At 36.1% G+C, this 18,913-nt stretch carries 18 protein-coding genes; all 18 read right to left on the bottom strand.

What is annotated here, in order from left to right:
- Window positions 1-164 precede the first annotated feature (164 nt).
- The 18 genes from yknW to rfbA all read right to left on the bottom strand — a co-directional run bounded on the left by yknW (window position 165) and on the right by rfbA (window position 18,821).
- Window positions 165-842: a YknW family membrane protein gene (yknW, locus tag BAQ46_RS14875; protein WP_061185479.1), complete on the bottom strand. Its 678-nt coding sequence runs from the start codon at window positions 840-842 to the stop codon at window positions 165-167.
- A gap of 113 nt (window positions 843-955) precedes the next feature.
- Window positions 956-2,158: an ABC transporter permease gene (locus BAQ46_RS14870; protein WP_000054372.1), complete on the bottom strand. Its 1,203-nt coding sequence runs from the start codon at window positions 2,156-2,158 to the stop codon at window positions 956-958.
- Window positions 2,155-2,835: an ABC transporter ATP-binding protein gene (locus BAQ46_RS14865; RefSeq protein WP_000631600.1), complete on the bottom strand. Its 681-nt coding sequence runs from the start codon at window positions 2,833-2,835 to the stop codon at window positions 2,155-2,157. Before BAQ46_RS14865 ends, BAQ46_RS14870 begins: the two co-directional genes overlap by 4 nt.
- A complete protein-coding gene (locus BAQ46_RS14860) occupies window positions 2,832-4,025 on the bottom strand; it encodes an efflux RND transporter periplasmic adaptor subunit (protein ID WP_000249049.1) in 1,194 nt (397 codons plus the stop codon). Before BAQ46_RS14860 ends, BAQ46_RS14865 begins: the two co-directional genes overlap by 4 nt.
- A gap of 240 nt (window positions 4,026-4,265) precedes the next feature.
- On the bottom strand, window positions 4,266-5,600 hold the full coding sequence (gene pgtP / locus BAQ46_RS14855) for an MFS transporter (protein WP_000477605.1): 1,335 nt from the start codon (window positions 5,598-5,600) through the stop codon (window positions 4,266-4,268).
- Window positions 5,601-5,619: 19 nt separating this feature from the next.
- Window positions 5,620-6,654: an ABC transporter substrate-binding protein gene (locus BAQ46_RS14850; RefSeq protein WP_071742098.1), complete on the bottom strand. Its 1,035-nt coding sequence runs from the start codon at window positions 6,652-6,654 to the stop codon at window positions 5,620-5,622.
- A complete protein-coding gene (locus BAQ46_RS14845) occupies window positions 6,651-7,433 on the bottom strand; it encodes a DUF3919 family protein (RefSeq protein ID WP_071742097.1) in 783 nt (260 codons plus the stop codon). Before BAQ46_RS14845 ends, BAQ46_RS14850 begins: the two co-directional genes overlap by 4 nt.
- 66 nt (window positions 7,434-7,499) lie before the next feature.
- Window positions 7,500-8,930: a HAMP domain-containing sensor histidine kinase gene (locus tag BAQ46_RS14840; RefSeq protein ID WP_000054049.1), complete on the bottom strand. Its 1,431-nt coding sequence runs from the start codon at window positions 8,928-8,930 to the stop codon at window positions 7,500-7,502.
- A gap of 11 nt (window positions 8,931-8,941) precedes the next feature.
- On the bottom strand, window positions 8,942-9,613 hold the full coding sequence (locus tag BAQ46_RS14835; RefSeq protein ID WP_048552971.1) for a response regulator transcription factor: 672 nt from the start codon (window positions 9,611-9,613) through the stop codon (window positions 8,942-8,944).
- Between the two features lie 121 nt (window positions 9,614-9,734).
- Window positions 9,735-10,727, bottom strand: a complete 993-nt coding sequence (gene galE / locus BAQ46_RS14830; RefSeq protein ID WP_071742096.1) for a UDP-glucose 4-epimerase GalE — start codon at window positions 10,725-10,727, stop codon at window positions 9,735-9,737.
- Between the two features lie 90 nt (window positions 10,728-10,817).
- A complete protein-coding gene (locus BAQ46_RS14825; protein ID WP_071742095.1) occupies window positions 10,818-11,636 on the bottom strand; it encodes an SGNH/GDSL hydrolase family protein in 819 nt (272 codons plus the stop codon).
- 98 nt (window positions 11,637-11,734) lie between these two features.
- A complete protein-coding gene (gene tagU / locus BAQ46_RS14820) occupies window positions 11,735-12,649 on the bottom strand; it encodes a polyisoprenyl-teichoic acid--peptidoglycan teichoic acid transferase TagU (RefSeq protein ID WP_071742094.1) in 915 nt (304 codons plus the stop codon).
- 146 nt (window positions 12,650-12,795) lie between these two features.
- Window positions 12,796-13,953, bottom strand: a complete 1,158-nt coding sequence (gene cps2T, locus BAQ46_RS14815; RefSeq protein WP_071742093.1) for a beta 1-4 rhamnosyltransferase Cps2T — start codon at window positions 13,951-13,953, stop codon at window positions 12,796-12,798.
- Window positions 13,954-15,342, bottom strand: a complete 1,389-nt coding sequence (locus tag BAQ46_RS14810; RefSeq protein ID WP_071742092.1) for a glycosyltransferase — start codon at window positions 15,340-15,342, stop codon at window positions 13,954-13,956.
- A 140-nt stretch (window positions 15,343-15,482) separates the two neighbouring features.
- Complete coding sequence (gene rfbB, locus BAQ46_RS14805) at window positions 15,483-16,505, bottom strand: dTDP-glucose 4,6-dehydratase (protein WP_044791964.1); 1,023 nt, start codon at window positions 16,503-16,505, stop codon at window positions 15,483-15,485.
- A gap of 1 nt (window position 16,506) precedes the next feature.
- Window positions 16,507-17,361, bottom strand: coding sequence for a dTDP-4-dehydrorhamnose reductase (gene rfbD / locus BAQ46_RS14800; RefSeq protein WP_071742091.1), 855 nt, complete (start codon window positions 17,359-17,361; stop codon window positions 16,507-16,509).
- A 5-nt stretch (window positions 17,362-17,366) separates the two neighbouring features.
- Window positions 17,367-17,927 (bottom strand): dTDP-4-dehydrorhamnose 3,5-epimerase, encoded by a 561-nt coding sequence (gene rfbC / locus BAQ46_RS14795; RefSeq protein WP_030029423.1) that lies wholly within the window; start codon window positions 17,925-17,927, stop codon window positions 17,367-17,369.
- 15 nt (window positions 17,928-17,942) lie between these two features.
- Window positions 17,943-18,821 (bottom strand): glucose-1-phosphate thymidylyltransferase RfbA, encoded by an 879-nt coding sequence (gene rfbA, locus BAQ46_RS14790; protein WP_044791959.1) that lies wholly within the window; start codon window positions 18,819-18,821, stop codon window positions 17,943-17,945.
- Window positions 18,822-18,913 lie beyond the last annotated feature (92 nt).

Raw genomic sequence — 18,913 nt, 5'->3', positions numbered from 1 at the left:
ACAATATAAAAATAAAGAGGGGAATTCACTATGAGTAATTTTAAATAGTATCGCTGAAATTTGAAATTACAATGGGTAGAATTTGAAATTTTGTTGGTGCTATTTGAAATAGGGGTAAAAATAAAAAAGGTGACTCCGAAGAGCCACCTTTTTTAACAAATATATTATGCACCAATGCCAGCTAAACCTTTTACAACACCTAATGCAACTGTTAGAACGAAGAAAATTACAATTAATGTTGTAGCTTGTTTCTTACTTAAGCCAGCTACAATATGTAACCCTAGTCCCGTTAGAACTAAACTCCAAATATTGAAAATTTCAATTGAAGAGCCAATTCCATGTAACACTGTTCCTTTTTCAAATAAAGGAGCTAAACTTGTATAAACATCAACACCATTTCCATCAAATACAAAACCTAATGCTACATTTAACAATCCGCCGATATAATAAACAAGGTTAGCATATAAGTAAATAGATAATATCTTCATGTACGGAGTATCATTGCTCATAAACATCATAATAATTTTATAAAAACCTGCTGCAATAAATAGGCCTATAGGCGTACCTAACACACCAACAAGTGCTCCTCCACCAAGGGTAAATCCTTTTACCATTGCCCCTGCTTCACCATTCAATTCTTTTGCCAATTCTGGCGTATTAATTAATGTTAAGTATGCTGCACCTGTTGCCATAATCGTTCCCAATAAAATAAATAAGACAAATGCGCCCCAGACCGGACTTTTCATCTTCATTCTCTCAAACTGTTCACCTGGAGAAGTAATCATTCCAAATAATGATGGCTTTTTTGAACCTACATCTTGCGTATTAATATTTGCTTCCATTATAACGCCTCCTTCTATTTATATAACCCGTTCTAACGGGCGGTTCACTTCCTCATATAGAGGCTACGAACCGCCCACTAGAACGGTAGTGTATAGTTCTACTACACTAGTAATTACTCATAACGTAATGCTTCAATTGGATCTAATTTCGCAGCTTTGTTTGCTGGAATTAATCCGAAAATAATGCCGAGTGTCATCGAGAATAATACGCCGCCAACGACAACTTCCCATGAAACAAGAGGTGGCCATTTTGCGAACGTGGAAACGATATATGCTCCGCCATATCCAAGACCAATTCCGATCAAACCACCTAGAAGTGTTAACATAACTGCTTCAATTAAAAACTGTAATAAAATTTTACTACGCGTTGCCCCAAGTGCTTTACGTATCCCAATTTCGCGCGTACGCTCCGTTACAGATACGAGCATAATGTTCATAACGCCAATACCACCAACGACTAATGAAATACCCGCGATACCACCGATAATCATCGTCATAATATTAGTTACCTTAGAAACATTTTCTTGGAATTCTTTTAAGTTTACCAGTTCATATTTACCTGGAATTTCACTTGGCTTACGACTATTTAATACATCAACAGCCTGTTTCCCAGCTGCTTCTAAATCATCTACATTTTTAGCTTGAATTGCGATGTTTTGAATCTCATCTGTCCCGTATAAAACAGGCCATAACGTAAGAGGGATTAGCGCTTCTTCCATTTCAAATCCCATAAACTCATTATCAGAGGTATACACACCAACAATTTGCATTGGCTGCCCCTTCATCTCAATAATTTGTCCAACTGGGTTTACGTCCTTAAATAACGTTTCTTCAGTTTTTGTACTAATCATCACAACGTTATTTGCATGAGTAATATCTGATTCACTTAAAGTACGTCCCTTTACGACCTTTACTTTATTAACTGCAAAATATTCATTATCAAGACCAATAACATTCAGATTTGCCTTTTTATCATTTACGTCAAGCACCTCTGAATTCCGGTTTGTCGTAATAACGTGTGAAACATCTTTCACTTGTTTTACTTCCAAAATATCCTCTTCCGTTAACTTTGGCATTTCAAATCCACCCATAGCAAACTCATCATTAATATCTGGTTGAAATTGAATTGGCATAAGATTATTACCACCAGAACCTGCGAATTTCGACTTCAGCATTGCTTCCCCGCCTTGCCCAATCGCAACGACAGTAATAATGGAACCAACACCGATAATAATACCGAGCATCGTAAGAGCTGAACGCAGTTTATGAGCTAAAATAGAAGAGAGGGCAATTTTTATACTATCTAGTAAACTCATACCGCACACCTTCTATCTTCTGTAATTTTCCCATCTCGCAGTACAATGCGTCGGGAAGAATACGCTGCTACTTCCTCTTCATGCGTAACCATAACAATCGTCGTACCTTCCGCATTAAGCTTCGTGAAAATATCCATAACTTGCTCACCAGACTTCGTATCAAGTGCACCAGTCGGCTCATCGGCCATAATGAACGTTGGATTATTCGCGATCGCTCTTGCAATTGCGACACGCTGCTTCTGTCCACCTGACAATTCGTTCGGTAAATGATGCACGCGGTCTGCTAATCCGACTTTACCAAGCGCCTCTAAAGCACGCTTGCGACGTTCTGCTTTCTTTATGCCACCATATACGAGCGGAAGCTCAACATTTTCGACTGCTGAAAGACGCGGCAGCAAATTAAAGTGCTGAAACACAAAACCGATATATTCATTACGAATTAAAGCAAGCTTTGACTCGTCTGCTGTTAAGATATTCACATCATTGAGCATATATTCGCCTTCTGTTGGACGATCTAAGCAACCGATAATATTCATAAGCGTTGATTTACCAGAACCAGACGGTCCCATAATCGAAACGAACTCGCCGCTCTGAATCGTTAAACTAATACCGTGCAAAATCGGCACTGCCAATTTTCCTTGATAATACGTTTTAGCAATATGGTTTAACGTAATCATTTCTCTTTCACTTCCATTCCGTCATACACATCGTCGGAAGGATTTTTAACCACCTTTTGCCCCACTGTTACGCCTTCAGTAATCTCTGTCCAGTCTCCATCAGTAGAACCTTTTTTCACATTTTGTTTACGAAGCTTTCCTTTATCCTCAACATAAACAAATGCATCATCGTCTTTTTCTACGATACTCTTAGTCGGAACAGCAACCATCTTCTTATTCTCTAAATTTACTTGCAGAGAAACGTGATAACCTGGAGATAAACCATCTTGACTATCTAGACTTGCTTTATATGTATATTGAGACATATTTTGAGTCGCTTCACCCATACCGCCAGCTTGCGCCATCTCTGCACTCGTTGGGAATTCGCTTACCTCTGTAATTTTACCTGTCCACTTCTTCTTATTATTTGCTTTCGCAGTTACAGTAAATGTTTGATCCTTTTGAATTTGTGATTTTTGAAGCTCCGTTAACGTACCTTGAATTTGGAATGGATCTTTAGAAGCCACTTGTAAAAATGCTTTCCCTTGACCACCTAACGCTTGAGATGAACTTTGCGCCGCATCCTTATCTAACTTTTGAACGACACCAGCAAAATTACTATAAATCGTAAGCTCTTTCTGCTTTTTACTTAATTCTTCTTTCTGCAACTTCCCTTTTTCTTTCTCAAGATCCGTTGTCTTTTGTGCTATCTCTAACTCACTTACTTGCTCTTCCATCGGATCTGTTACTTCTTTCCCAGCTCCGCTATCTTTCGCTTTCTTAATTTCTTTCTTCAGCGAATCAATTTTCTTCTTCCCTTGATCATAACGCATATCTGCCATCTTCTGATCAAGCTCAGCTTGTTTCATTTGAAGATTAATCTCTTCATTATCATAAGAGAATAACTTCGCACCTTTTTCAACCTCTTGTCCTTCTTTTACCTGAATATCTTTCACTTTTCCTTTAGTCGGATCCGCATAAAAACTTTCAATATTCCCAGGTTTCACCTGACCAGAAATTAACTTCGTATTATTCAGCTTACGCTCCGTTACCTTCTCGAAACTTACTGCATCAGCAGACGTTGATGCCCCCTTCTTCTTACCTTGCATAACAAAAATATTAACTGCTGCTACAATAACAATTAGTGCAATAACCCCGATAATAATCCATTTCTTCTTCTTGTTTGGAGTACGAACCGTATTTGGTACCATATTCTCGCTCCTTTTTATAACTTAATAGTTTAATATAAAAATTGTATAAAACTTTCTGAAAATGAATTACATATTATTACATTCTTTTTACAAAGTTTTACACATCCATTTATATTGTAACAAAAATTCCAATGATTAGAAATATGACATTATGTCTTTTAAGATAGATTTAAGGAAAGATTATCTTAATATAAGAAAAGCTATCCAAAATAATAATTGGATAGCTTTTCAAACAAAATATTACGCTGCTTTAGGCGCTTTGCTTTCATGTCCACGTTGAACAATGAACAAGAAGATCGTTGATAAAATAGCACCTGTTAATAGTAAGATGAAGCAACCATCCCAGCCAGAACGATCAACAATAACACCAATTGCTGCGTTTGCTACAAGACTTCCACCTACGTAACCGAACAGACCACACATACCAACTGTCGTACCTACTGCAAATTTCGGTACTAATTCCATCGCACTTAAACCGATTAAGAATTGTGGTACATAAATTAAACAACCGATAATAGAAACTGCAATACTTACAACAAGTATGCTAGTTGCTTGCCAATATACAAACGTACCAATAACAACTCCGACCATACTAATGATACATAATGGCATACGTTTTCCTTTAAATAATTTATCACTTAAAAGACCAACGATTAATGAACTTGGAATTGCCATACCTTCAAAGATTGCGTACGCCGCATGTGCTTCATTTTTTGAGAAACCTTTAACTGTCGTTAAATAAAGTGGAACCCAGTTAATAACGCCGAAACGAATTAAATAAACGAATGCATTTGCAATACATAAGAACCATACAAATTTATTTTTCACTACATACTTCATTAAAATTTCTTTTGGTGACATCTTGTTAGCATGATCTGCTTTTTCAAGATTTTCATAGTCATTACGATACTCATCAATTGGAGGCAGACCTTCTGATTCCGGTGTATCCTTCGCATTAATCCAAACAAGAACTGCAATTACCATTGCGATAATCGCTGGGAAAATAAACACGCCGCCTTGCCAATGGTTTTCACCAAAAATACCTACACCAATTCCGACAAGTGGTGGCACAAGCATTCCACCAACGTTATGTGAAATATTCCAAAGACCTGTTTTCGTACCACGTTCTTTCTTCGAGAACCATTTCGTCATAACGATACTACAAGGAGGTGCACCCATACCTTGTACAATACCATTCACAACAAGTAATGTAACGATCATCCCAAATGAAGATGCAAAACCGAAGCAAATATTTACAAGCCCTGATAAGAATAAACCGACTGCGATAAAGCGCTGGGCGAAAGCTTTATCTGATAAATTCCCCATAAAGAACTTACTAAATCCATAAACAATTGCCATTACTGAACCTAGTAGACCAATTTGAGCTGTACTAAAACCATATTCTTGTACTAAATACGTACTTGATAACGTAAAGTTACTACGAACTAAATAATAAGCAGCATATCCAACTGAAATTCCGATTAACACACGAATACGTAGTAATCGATATACACGGTCGATCATATCCGCAGGCAATCTTTCAATTGCAGGTGCTGGCTTGAGCCATTTAAACATATTCTTTCGTCTCCTTTTCTCACTTCTGAGAGAGACGTTGTCTATTCCATATCTCGATTATTCCACTATTTGATATATGTTGGTTCGTTCTTCTAACCGGCTGTCCTTCTATTTCTTTCTCGTTCTTCGCAAACATCGTTGGTACGCCAAACGAAACCTTTTCTAAAATGTGACCCGCTTCTTCTGATAAACAATAATCAATAAATAAATCCGCAATAATACCATTCGGTGCACGCTTTAGTTTCGAAATCGCATTAACAGATAGCCCTGTTTGCTCAGGTACGATACTTACAACTGGAAAGCCTTGTTTTTGAAGCATTCTCTGATCTCCCATGAAATTGATGCCTATCATATACTCACCACTCGCAACAAGCTCTACTGGCATGTAACCATTCACCGTTACTTCACCAACTTGCCCTGCAAAGTTCTTAACATATTCTTTCGCTTCCTCTTCATCTACAGTATCAATAAGTGATTGAAAAAACGTATATGCTGTTCCTGAAACATTTGGATCTGGCATAACAATCTTTCCCTTATATACTGGATTTAATAAATCTTGCCACCTTGATGGATAAGGAAGTCCGAGCGGGGCTAATTCTTCGTTCCACCGCTCTTTATTGATTGCAATTGCCAGCTTCTCTACTTCATAACCGTACCAATAACCATCTTTATCTTTCACAGTTTTTGAAATACGGTTCGCATGCTGACTCGTAACAGGAATAGATAGATTTTTTTGCTTCATCATTTGATGCGCGTCTACCGTACCGCCAATAATAATATCCGCTTTCGGATTTCCAGCTTCCTCTTCTACCCTCCGAAGAAGCTCTTCTGTCGAAAGACGAATAAATTCATACGTACAGCCGCGTGGTTTACAAAATGATGAAAGCAACGCTTCCCCAACTTCCTCGCGAGCCGCTACATACGCAACAAGATGACGATCATTCAAAATAGGGAGACCACTTTTATTATATTTAATAGAGGTCGTATCTCGAGAGCAACTAGACATCGCTCCTCCAATTACTAGCAAAAAGAAGAAAAAGGCTATCTTTCTCATGACACATTCTCCTTTACAAATACATTTGCGAGGGAGCTTTTCATATACATGACATTCCCATTATTATCACCGAGATATTGCACAACAAAATACGATGGATACACAGAAATAGTAAGAATGTCTTCACGCTCATTCTTTATACGCTTACCAGTTTTATAAGCGGTAATATAAGCGATCGGTTCATTCTGTGATTGTAATAATTTCTGGATTTCTCCGTAATCTGTAATTTGCTTTGCATACCGAATCGAATCAAGTATGTGCGTAACATTCACCGCACGTTCTACATCACCTTGACGTACTATGACATCCTGTGCTGACGCAAAAAAATCATGAATACGTTCTGGTGTGTAATACAGGCTTAACAAATACGTTTGAAATGCTGAAATCATTGGATCCGTACCATTCTTTCCGTACATATCAGCCCCGTACTGGAACAAGTCACCTACTGCAAAAGTACGCTTCTGTCCATTCAAGTACGTTACTTCTCCAGTAAATACTTGTTCTTGGTCCTTAGCTTCTCTCGGTTCTATTCTAATTCGATCAAAGAATGAAACAATCGTATGCAAACGAACTTCATCCGTTATAACAATTTCTCCCCACTTTTCATGCCTAACTTTCATTTCAGTAGGCAGGGATTCATTCACTTTTTGTAAAACAGCTTGTTTGTCATTCACGATTGTGATTCGATTATATATTTGCTTCTCCATCACATAAAACAAAATAAGAGAAACAATTATACAAAGGACAAACATAAGAATTTGAAATGATAGCCTTTTCATTTCTGCCTACCTCCAAGATAAAAAAACGTTGTTTCGAAAATACCGCATAATTGTTTCATAAATGTATCATTTAACCGCTTTCAAGTTTTTTATGTCTTCCATCCGTCTCGGAAGCAAAAATGTAATAAATATGGTAGTACCTACCTCTTCACTACTCTCAATCCGCATACTTCCGCCCTGCTTATTCATAATCTCCTGACAAATATACAAACCGTAACCATTCCCGTAACTAGAAGAAAGTACCTTCCCTTCTGGCGATTCATTCCACTCTGCCAGCACCCCTTCATCGATTCCAATGCCATCATCATGAACAAACACCTTTGCCTCACGTTCATTTACAATGACATTCATACGAATTTGCGTAGCGTCGCTATATTTTATCGCATTATCAAGCACATTTAAGAAGATCTGTTTCGTCTTATCGAAATCCGCAACAACATATACATCTGTTAACTCATTAATAACTTCAATCTCAAACTTCTGCAGACGAGGTTTCACGATTGAAACTGCTTCTTCGGCTAACTCCTTTATATTCACAACTGTAGGTGATATTTCAAACGTACTCGTACCGTACTTTGAAGACTTAAGTAATTCCTCTACAAGTGATAATAAACGCTCACTTTCTACAGCTACATAACGCAAGCTCTCCTGTACATCTTCCTTCGCCTTTAACTTCGGAATTAAATCCACATAGCCAATAATCGCCGTTAGCGGTGTTTTTAGCTCATGCGTAATACGGTCTAAGAAATCTTTCTGCTTCTCTTTCTCTTCCTTCAATTGCTTAATATGTAGTTCAATCCCATCAGCCATCGCATTAAAAGACGCTGAAAGCTGCGCAATTTCCACATATTCATTTAACTCAATCTTACTTTTATAATCACCATTCGCAAGCCGGTGCGCCATTTGTCTTAACTGATCAATCGGCTTATGAAGAGACTTTGCCAAACGAATTGCAAAGAAAATACCTGCAGCTACGAGACAAAGAGACGTCATTAAAAACGTCCAACCAACATTTGTTAAAACTTCCTTCTCACCCGTTAACTCATTTATAAAACGAACACTACCAATGACATCGTTTCCATAATAAACCGGGCTTGAAAACAAAAGAATTGGAGCTGGGTCTCCCTCTTCAAACACATAAGATTTCTTTCCCTTCAAGGAACTCTCGATATCAATATTCCGATGAAGAAGCGCTCCCTTTTGCGTATCCGCCACAACATCCCCATTCTTCCCGATCATCTGTACACGGACATCCATGCGCTTCGCTAAATACGAAGCAATTAAAAGTGAATTCGGACCGAGCGTCTCGACCTCTGCTTCCTTCTCTAAATAATTCATCGTATAAATTTGTGCTTCTACACTTAACTTTTCTAAAGAATTTGCCGCGTTATGATACATATTCTTTTCTAACGTAATATAAACAACTGCGTACAAAAGAACAAAAATCGGAATTAACAGCCCAACGATTCCAAACACCATATTTCTTTTTAAAGACATACTATCACCACTTAACAATCCAGTTTATAGCCAACGCCATAAATTGTCTTAATATATTCCCCGCTACTCCCGAGCTTCTTTCGCAGTCTTTGCACCATAATATCAACCGCTCTCGTATTTCCGATATACTCAAATCCCCATACTTTCTCAAGTAACTCATCTCTCATAAATACACGCTGCGGATTTGAAACAAACAACTGACATAAATTAAACTCTCTGTACGTTAACTGAATTTCTTGTCCACTCACATGCACTTTTCTTTCCTTAGGACAAATCGTTATCTCTCCCGCCCCAATTACTTCATGGCTTACCGTTACCTCTTTCTTCTTCACGCGGCGCGTCATATTCTTAACCCGAAGAATAAGCTCCGCATAATTAAACGGCTTCGTCACGTAATCATCTGCACCAAGCTGCAAACCGAGCAATTTATCATTCATCTGACTCTTCGCAGTTAACATAAGCACTGGAATATCCCGATCCTTCTCACGGAACAAACGAAGCAACTCATACCCATCTGTATCTGGAAGCATAACATCCAAAATCAAAACATCCGGCCCTTCATTCCATCTCTCTAAAGCTTCTCTCCCGTCAGCCGCCGTAAGCACTTCATATCCTTCCATCTCAAGCTGCATCCGAATCAAATTACGAATACTCGACTCATCATCCACTACAAGTATCTTCATTATTCTCCTCCTTCCATCCTGTATTATAGTACAGTTTAGTATAGCAAAAATCTTATAAAAAAAGAGAGGGTATTGTCGAACATATATTGAACGACAATACCCCTCTTTCACTTATTATATTTTATTTCTCATACCCATTAGGTTTCTTCTGATGCCAATTCCAAGCATGCTCAATGATTGTCTTCACATTTACATACTGAGGGTCCCAACCTAACTTCTCTTTCGCTTTCTGAGAAGAAGCAACTAAACGTGCTGGATCTCCCGCACGACGCGGCGCTATTTCAGCAGGAATTTCATGATTTGTAACTTCACGAACTGCATCAACGATTTCTTTTACGCTGAAACCATTACCATTTCCTAAGTTATAGAAATCACTTTCTCCGCCGTTCTGCAAGTCTTTAAGACCTAAGAAGTGAGCCGCTACTAAATCTTCAACATGAATATAATCACGGATACAAGTACCGTCTGGTGTATTATAATCATCACCAAACATCATAATCTTCTCACGTTGACCTAACGCCACTTGCAATACAAGAGGAATTAAATGTGTCTCCGGACGGTGATCTTCCCCGATAATACCATTTGGAGTTGCACCAGCCACGTTAAAGTATCTGAAAATCTTATAACGTAAATTAGAAGCTTGGCTATACCAATGAAGCATCTTCTCGATTGCTAACTTCGTTTCTCCATACGTATTCGTTGGATTTGTCATCGTTTCCTCAGTAATAAGGTCTACATCTACCTCACCATACGTCGCCGCAGTAGAAGAGAAAATAAACTTATCTACCTTAAACTCATCCATTACCTCTAATAAACAAAGTGCACCATACACGTTATTATTATAATATTGAAGAGGCTTCTCCATACTAACTCCAACTAAAGAATCAGCTGCGAAATGCATAACCGCCTCAATATTTTCTTGTGTAAACACATCTCTTAAAAATGCTTTATCACGAAGGTCGCCATTATAAAACTTTGCACCTTCCGTAATTGCATCCTCATGACCCGTTTGTAAGTTATCTACTACTACTACAGATAAACCTTCGTCTACTAATTTTTTCACAGCGTGCGAACCGATGTATCCAGCTCCGCCGCAAATTAGGATTGAACTCATTGTCTTCCTCCTACTATATATTAGGATTTCTTATTCACTCTCTTATTATAAAAGGTATACGATTGCTCGTATACCTTTTGTGTACCTTTATTACTTAGCAACGAAATAATCCGTTACATATTGTGCCCAAACTTCGTGACCTTTAGCACTTGGGAAACCGAACTCTTCTGTTAAGTACGGCAAGACAGCTTTCGTTGATGCATCAGGCCATGCTCCCCAATGATCCACATATGTATAACCATTTTGCGTCGCAAATTGCTTTAACGCCTCAATTGCTTTTGGATAATTCTTCGCACCATACACTGGGTTTGATGGCTGAATCATAATTGTAGCACCCTTCGCGCTAGTAGAAAGTGCTTGTACAAACTTCTGTGTACTCGCAACAGAGTTTCCATTACCAGTTTTACCATTGTCAGTAATAAATGGTGGTTCAAATAAAATCACATCTGGATTTTCCTTCGCAATCTCTTTATCACGTTTATTTACAATTAACTCGTCTGTACTTTCACCCTTATATTCCTTTACAGTCACATTCCATAAACCTTTACCATAAGCAGTCTCTAAATTAGCCGTTAACTTAGCTGCCCAAGCACCTTTTTCAGATGAAGAAGCTTCATCACCAACAATAACAAGATTTACTGCCTTTTTCTCCTCAGCAGCTTTCTTTAACTTCTCTTTCACTTCATCTGGTAAATTCTTTGCATATGCTTCATTAAAAGATGACTTTGCATCTTGTTTTTTCTCTGCTTTCTTCGCTCCACTATCTTTCACTTCAGACTTCGTTTTCGTTACTTCACTCGTCTGTCCCGTCGCATTCGCAATCTTCTTATTCCAATATAATTTACCGCTCACAACCGAAGCGACAAACAATACAAAAATAACTAGGACAAGTACTGCTTTCTTATTCATCGATTCACCTCATCTATTATTCTCACAACATATAATACTAATATAAATTCACGCAAAAATAAACCCAACTCCTACCAAAGGAGTTGGGTTATTACATATTACTTAGTCACTTCAAGATGCGTTCTTAACTTATTCGTAATATCTTGTTTCGCTGCATCTGGAACGTAATAGTACCAAATACCATCAGCGGCTTTGTGGCCGTCCCCTGGGATTTGGATTTCTTCACTATTCTCCATGCAGTCTTTATAGTTCTTTTGAATATCAAACATTTGATCCTGAGTTAAACTTGTTTTAACGTTTTTCTCAATCGCTTTTAACACATCACCGTAATTTGCTAGAGAAGATACGCTTGCACCTTTTTTAATTACAGCTTGGATAACTTGACGTTGGCGCATTTGACGGCCGAAGTCACCGCGTGGATCTTCGTAACGCATACGAGTATATTTTAAAGCTGTTTCACCATTTAAATGGATATTACCTTTAGCAAAATGTGATCCCCTTGATGTAAATTCCAAATCATTATTTACATCAACACCACCAACAGCATCTACAATATCTTTGAATCCAGCCATGTTTACCTCAATATAATGATCCACTGGTACATTAAGAAAATTCTCTACTGTTTTTACAGACATATCGATGCCACCGAAAGCATAAGCGTGGTTGATTTTATCTTTTTTACCTTTACCAACAATTTCAGTATAAGAATCACGTGGAATACTTGTAATTTTCATCGATTTTTTTTGGGGATTTAAAGTAAATAACATAAGTGAATCTGATCTACCTGTTCCATTATCTTCTTGGTCTACACCCATAAGTAAAATAGATATAGGTTTATTATCTGCAATCTCTACTTTCTTATCTCGTTTATCAGACTTATCACGATCCAAAGGCTTATGCACTGCATTTAACGCATTAGACACATTAGAATATACTGTATATGCATATACACCACCAGCAATAACAAGAACACCAATGATACCTAAAATCCAAAATAGAATCTTTTTCTTCATCGTTTTTCCTTCTTTCGGGTAACAATTTCAACATTATAAATTTCATTCCATATAATACTATACGGATATACACATAACTTGTAAATGACTTGTAAACTAAATACTACTCTAATATTTCATTAGTAGAAGACATACATGTTTATATATCAAGAATTTAAAAATAAATTCTCATAATCATTCACTATTTTTTCCCACGAATATTCATGAATAATTCGATTCTTAGCTTTGTTACTTAACTTATCAATTTCATCTTCAGAATAAGCCTCTACTTCTTGAATTAAATTAGCTAAAGCGCCGTCTTCTTTAGAGAAATAAACCGCACCTTCTTCGCCAACTTCTTTATTGAATACTACATCCAAAAGCAGATTCAATTTCGTAGACGCTAACGCCTCTAATAATGATGGGTTTGTCCCACCCACTTCATGTCCATGGAAATAAGCAAATGCATCTTCACGAATTTTTCTTAGCAAATCTTGGTCATATACAGTACCAACGAATTTAATACGTGGATCTTTATTAAAATTCGTTTTTGCTAATAATTCTTGATAAAATTGATTTTCTTCAACATTAGAAATGATAACAAAATCCTTTTTTGAATTAGATTTCATAAATTCACGAACCATTAATTCATAGTTATTCTCTGGAACAAAACGACCAACTACCAAATAATATTCATTCACAGCTACATCATGTTTCTTATACCATTCAATTAATGTGCTATCATCCGCTTTTAAAGAAGAAGTTTTAACATCCGCACCATAGGCAATAAATGTTGTCTTTGGTTCATGCTTTTTATAATCTTTTTGTATATAAGACTCAATACCTTTAGAATCACATACCAGTAAATCAGCATGTTTGACCATTAGATTTTCAGATATTTTCCAATAAGCTCTAATAGCTGGACTCCATTTACTTCTTTTCCATTCGTGACCATCTGGATTTACAAAGACTTGAACACCCATTTTTTCTAACTTCTTTTTATAGAAAGAGAAAAATGGACCAATACGACATGCGAGTATATATACAATACAGTTTTTAAGATTATTTTTTTTTATATAACTAATACACTCTCTTAAACTCAATATATCATACGCTACAGCTTTCGCACTCCCAATTTCAGGGGTCTTCACGTTGAAACATCTCGCCTTATTATGCTGAAATTCTTCATTGTTATCTGCTAAGCAAGATACATGATACTGAATATTTTCACTTTGCTTACGTTCTGTTAAATACTCTACAAATGTTTCAAATCCCCCATACTTTGCTGGAATTCCTTTCGATCCAATAATAAATACGTGTTTCATCTATTCTTCTCCCGCTCTTACCTCTTGATACAGGTTTATTATTTCTTTAGTATGTTGCTCCATTAGATGAGGAAAATCCAATTTCAATAGATTTTCATTTACATAATCTAACAATGAAGTATCATCAAGAATCATTGATAATTTATCAATAAAATCATGCTTATTTACTTTATATATAAAGCCAGTTTCTCCATCTTGTACTAAGTCCTTGAAACCCACATATTCAGAGACCATGACTGGAATGCCATACGATTGTGCTTCTAACCCAATAAATCCAAAGGTTTCCTTACAAACACTAGGAATAATTAGTAAATCAACTTCACTAAAAATATCTTTTAATTGACTATAATTATATCGGCCATAAAAGGTATAATATTCAGGATTATATGTGTCTGGATCATTTACAAAATCACCATAAACTCCTAGGTGCCAATTAGTATATCCCTTTTCCTTTAAAGAATCCAATTGATTTTTTAAAGAATAAAATCCTTTATAGGTATCTATGGGTCCTAAATATCCTAACTTAACTACTTCATTTCCTTTTTGTTTAACTTTACGCTCTTGACGATAATCAGAAATGTCTTGATGACTAATAGGGACTATCTTCCCATTCACATCAAGATATTTTTCAAATTGCTCTTTTGCTATAGAACTATTGAAATGGAAGTAATCTACTAATTTGAATATGGTTAAATAATAATCGCGTAATTCTATATAATGCGTCGCTAAATTCACATCTATTTCTTCGACTTCTCGTTCCACACTAGTAGCTACAGTATTATTTTTAGTTTGATTCTTTTTAATTTTTCTAAGCGATTTTACGATACTACTATCTTTTAAATAACGATATGGATACGATTGCATCACATGAACCATTGGAAGACTTAATGCATTCACATTACATTCTATACAGCTTTTCCCATCATCAAAATCATTACAAATGTTTCCTTTTGAGTCCATCAAATTTACTTTTGGACAAAGACCAAAATAATCATGTGTAGTAAATATAATTTTTATATTTAATCTCTTTGCCGTTTCAAAAAATTCTTTGTGTATCCCCATCAAGGTATGTACATGAATTACCTCTGGTTTTAATTCTATTAAAAATTCCTCATATACCTTATGATCTATTTCCTTCATAAAATGTTCAGGTTGATTAATCCCATTTAATAAAGGAATCGGTAAAGGGTTTACTAATTCATATACCGATATACTTCCATATGATTTATTTTTCTTAATAGCTGTCCTTTTCGAAAAGGTAAATTTACCCGGATACAAAAGAAATACTTGATGCTCTTGTCCTTGTGAATGCATTAAATCTACTGAGTATTTTGTTAACCCACCCGTGCGATACGGTGGTAATCCCAGTGAAATATGCAATATTTTCAATTTGTACTCTCCTTAGTTTCGCCATGGGATTATAAATTTTCCATGTTATTATTTATAAAAAAATGAAGGTAATAAAATCTATCACCTTCACCTCAAAATCATTCTATTGAATGATACTTAATATTAATAGCCTCTATTGCTTATAGATTTGTATATTGTTTCGCAAAATAGCTCTTGTATTCACCCGATACAATTGCTTTCCACCATTCTTCATTATCTAAATACCACTGGATTGTTTGAGCAATTCCTGTTTCAAATGTGTAAGTTGGTTTCCAACCTAATTCCTCTAGTTTTGTTGGATCAATTGCGTAACGCTTATCGTGACCTAGTCGATCTTGAACAAACTCGATTAGTTCTTCCGATTTGCCAAGTGTACTAATAATAGTTTTTACTACTTCTAAATTTGTACGCTCATTATGTCCACCAACATTATAAACCTCTCCATTTGCACCCTCATGCATAACTAAATCAATTGCAGCACAATGATCAATAACGTGTAACCAGTCGCGAATATTTTTACCGTCCCCATATACAGGAACCTTTTCATCATTTAATACACGTGAAATTGTTAATGGAATCAATTTTTCTGGGAAATGGAATGGTCCATAATTGTTTGAGCAGCGTGTAATATTAATTGGTAAACCGAATGTCTCATGATATGCTCGAACTAATAAGTCAGAAGAAGCTTTACTTGCACTATATGGGCTATTTGGTTGTAAAGGTGTATCTTCTGTGAAGAATGTAGTTGGATCAAAATCTAATTCGCCGTATACTTCATCTGTTGATACGTGAACAAATTTAGTAATGCCATACTCTTTTGCTGCATCTAATAACACTTGTGTCCCTAATACATTTGTGCTAATAAATACTTCAGGTTCAGTAATTGAACGGTCGACATGACTTTCTGCAGCAAAATGAACAACATAGTCGAATTTTTCTTGTTCAAATAGTTGTGTTACCGCTTGACGGTCTACGATATCAACCTTAGCAAATGAATAGTTATCTTTATTCTCAATATCTTTATGTTTTGTTAAATCTCCCGCATATGTTAGTACGTCTAAATTAACAATATGGTATTGAGGATATTTATTTACCATATACTGAACAAAGTTCCCCCCAATAAAGCCTGCGCCACCTGTTACTAATACTTTCTTTTTTTCCAACTTATTTCACCTCTTGTTGTAATTGTGTAATATAATGTTTTATTGCTTTCTTCCAATCTTGTAATGGCTCAAATCCATTATCAATTAATTTCTGCTTCGACATACGTGAATTTTTAGGACGTACTGCGCGAGTAGGATACTCTTCTGTTGTAATACTATTTACTTTTACATCTTGTCCTGCAATCTCAAAAATTTCTTGTGCAAATTCAGCCCAACTGCAGAAACCTTCATTTGTAGCATGATATGTACCATATTTCTCTGTTACGACCATATCAACTAACAAACGAGCTAAGTCATATGTGTAAGTTGGTGATCCTATTTGATCTCCCACAACGTTCAGTTCATTACGTGTTTCGCCTAAACGAAGCATTGTTTTAATAAAGTTATTTCCATTAATACCGAACACCCATGAAATACGCACAATAAAGTTGCTATCTATTAGGCTTCTAACTACTTTTTCTCCCTCATACTTTGTTAAACCATAGTATCCAACCGGATTAGGTGCGTCAGTTTCTACAAATGCATGAGTTCCTTCTCCATCAAATACATAATCCGTACTAATATAAACAAATTTAGCATTTAATTTTTTTGCTGCTGTAGCAAGGTATTTTGTACCTTCTACATTCACATTCCAACAAAGTTCTTTATCATCTTCAGATTTATCAACAGCCGTATATGCTGCACAATGAATAATTGCATCTGGTTTTACTTTATCTACAAATTCATAAACCGCAGCTTCGTTTGTAATATCTAAATCTTCTATTCCAATACCTTGCATTTCTAGTCCTTGCTTCTCTCCACGTTTTACTACGTCATATCCAAGCTGACCATTATAACCGGTTACTAAAATTTTCATTTTTTTTACTCCCCGTATACAAAGTTAGTTTCTGCTTCTTTTAATGAAGGTGCTTTTTCATCTTTTTCAGATAACACTGGTTGAATTTCCATTGGCCACTCAACACCAATTTCAGCGTCGTTCCAAACAATGCCTCGATCACACTCCGGAGCATATAATTCATCAACCTTATACTGAACCTCAACATCGTCTGTTAATGTCATAAATCCATGTGCAAATCCTTTTGGAACTAATAACTGTTTTTTATTTTCTGCACTTAGCTCAATACCGAACCATTGACCGTATGTAGGACTTCCCTTACGAATGTCGACCGCTACATCAAAGATTGATCCACGTGTACAACGTACAAGCTTAGTTTGTGCTTTAGGATTTAACTGATAGTGTAAACCACGAAGTGTTCCTTTTGTTGCAGAAAAGGATTGATTGTCTTGTACAAATTGCAGATCAATTCCAGCTTCTTTCATTGCCTTATCGCTATAAGTTTCCATAAACCAACCACGATGATCTCCAAATACTTTTGGCTCAATTACTTTTACACCTAACAAATTTGTATCTAAAACTTTCATTACGTTCACTCCAAATTAGTATTTAATACTACCGTTTGCTACTTTTAATAAATATTGACCATAGCCATTTTTAGCGCACTGATTACCTGATTCAATTAAAGTTTCTTTATTAATCCAACCATTAATAAAACCAATTTCTTCAAGTGCTGCAATTTTAATTCCTTGATGGTCTTCAACTGTTTTGACAAAGTTTGTTGCATCCACAAGACTTTGATGTGTACCTGTATCCAACCATGTGTAACCACGGCCTAATAATTCAACTTCTAACTCACCATTATTTAAATATGCTTCATTTATAGATGTAATTTCTAATTCTCCACGTGCCGATGGTTTAACATTTTTCGCAATTTCAACTACACGATTATCATAGAAATATAAACCAGTAATTGCGTAATTTGATTTTGGCTCTTTCGGTTTTTCTTCTACACTCAATACTTTCCCGTTTTCATCGAATTCAACTACACCAAAACGCTCTGGATCATGTACATGATAACCAAACACTGTAGCTCCACTTTCTTTCTGAGCTGCACGCTGTAACATTTTGCGCATTCCGCTACCATAATAAATGTTGTCCCCTAGCACCATCGCTACAGAATCATCACCAATAAATTCTTCACCAATAATAAATGCTTGTGCTAATCCATCTGGACTTGGTTGTACTTTATATTGAAGAGAAATACCAAATTGAGATCCATCTCCTAACAAAGATTCAAAACGTGGTGTATCCTCTGGTGTTGAAATAATTAAAATTTCACGAATTCCCGCTAACATCAGTGTAGATAGTGGGTAATAAATCATTGGTTTATCGTATATAGGTAACAATTGTTTACTTGTTACCATTGTTAATGGATATAATCTCGTTCCACTTCCACCTGCTAAAATAATGCCCTTCATATAACTCTCATACTCCTTTTCATTATAAACAAATGAGGAATGAATCTAATTAGAAACATTCCTCATTACCTCCAATATATTTAATTATTGAC

The organism is Bacillus paranthracis (genome assembly GCF_001883995.1).
Classification (GTDB): domain Bacteria; phylum Bacillota; class Bacilli; order Bacillales; family Bacillaceae_G; genus Bacillus_A; species Bacillus_A paranthracis.
The sequence above is the reverse complement of the archived record's forward strand: the minus strand, read 5'-3'. Positions and strand labels throughout refer to the sequence as shown.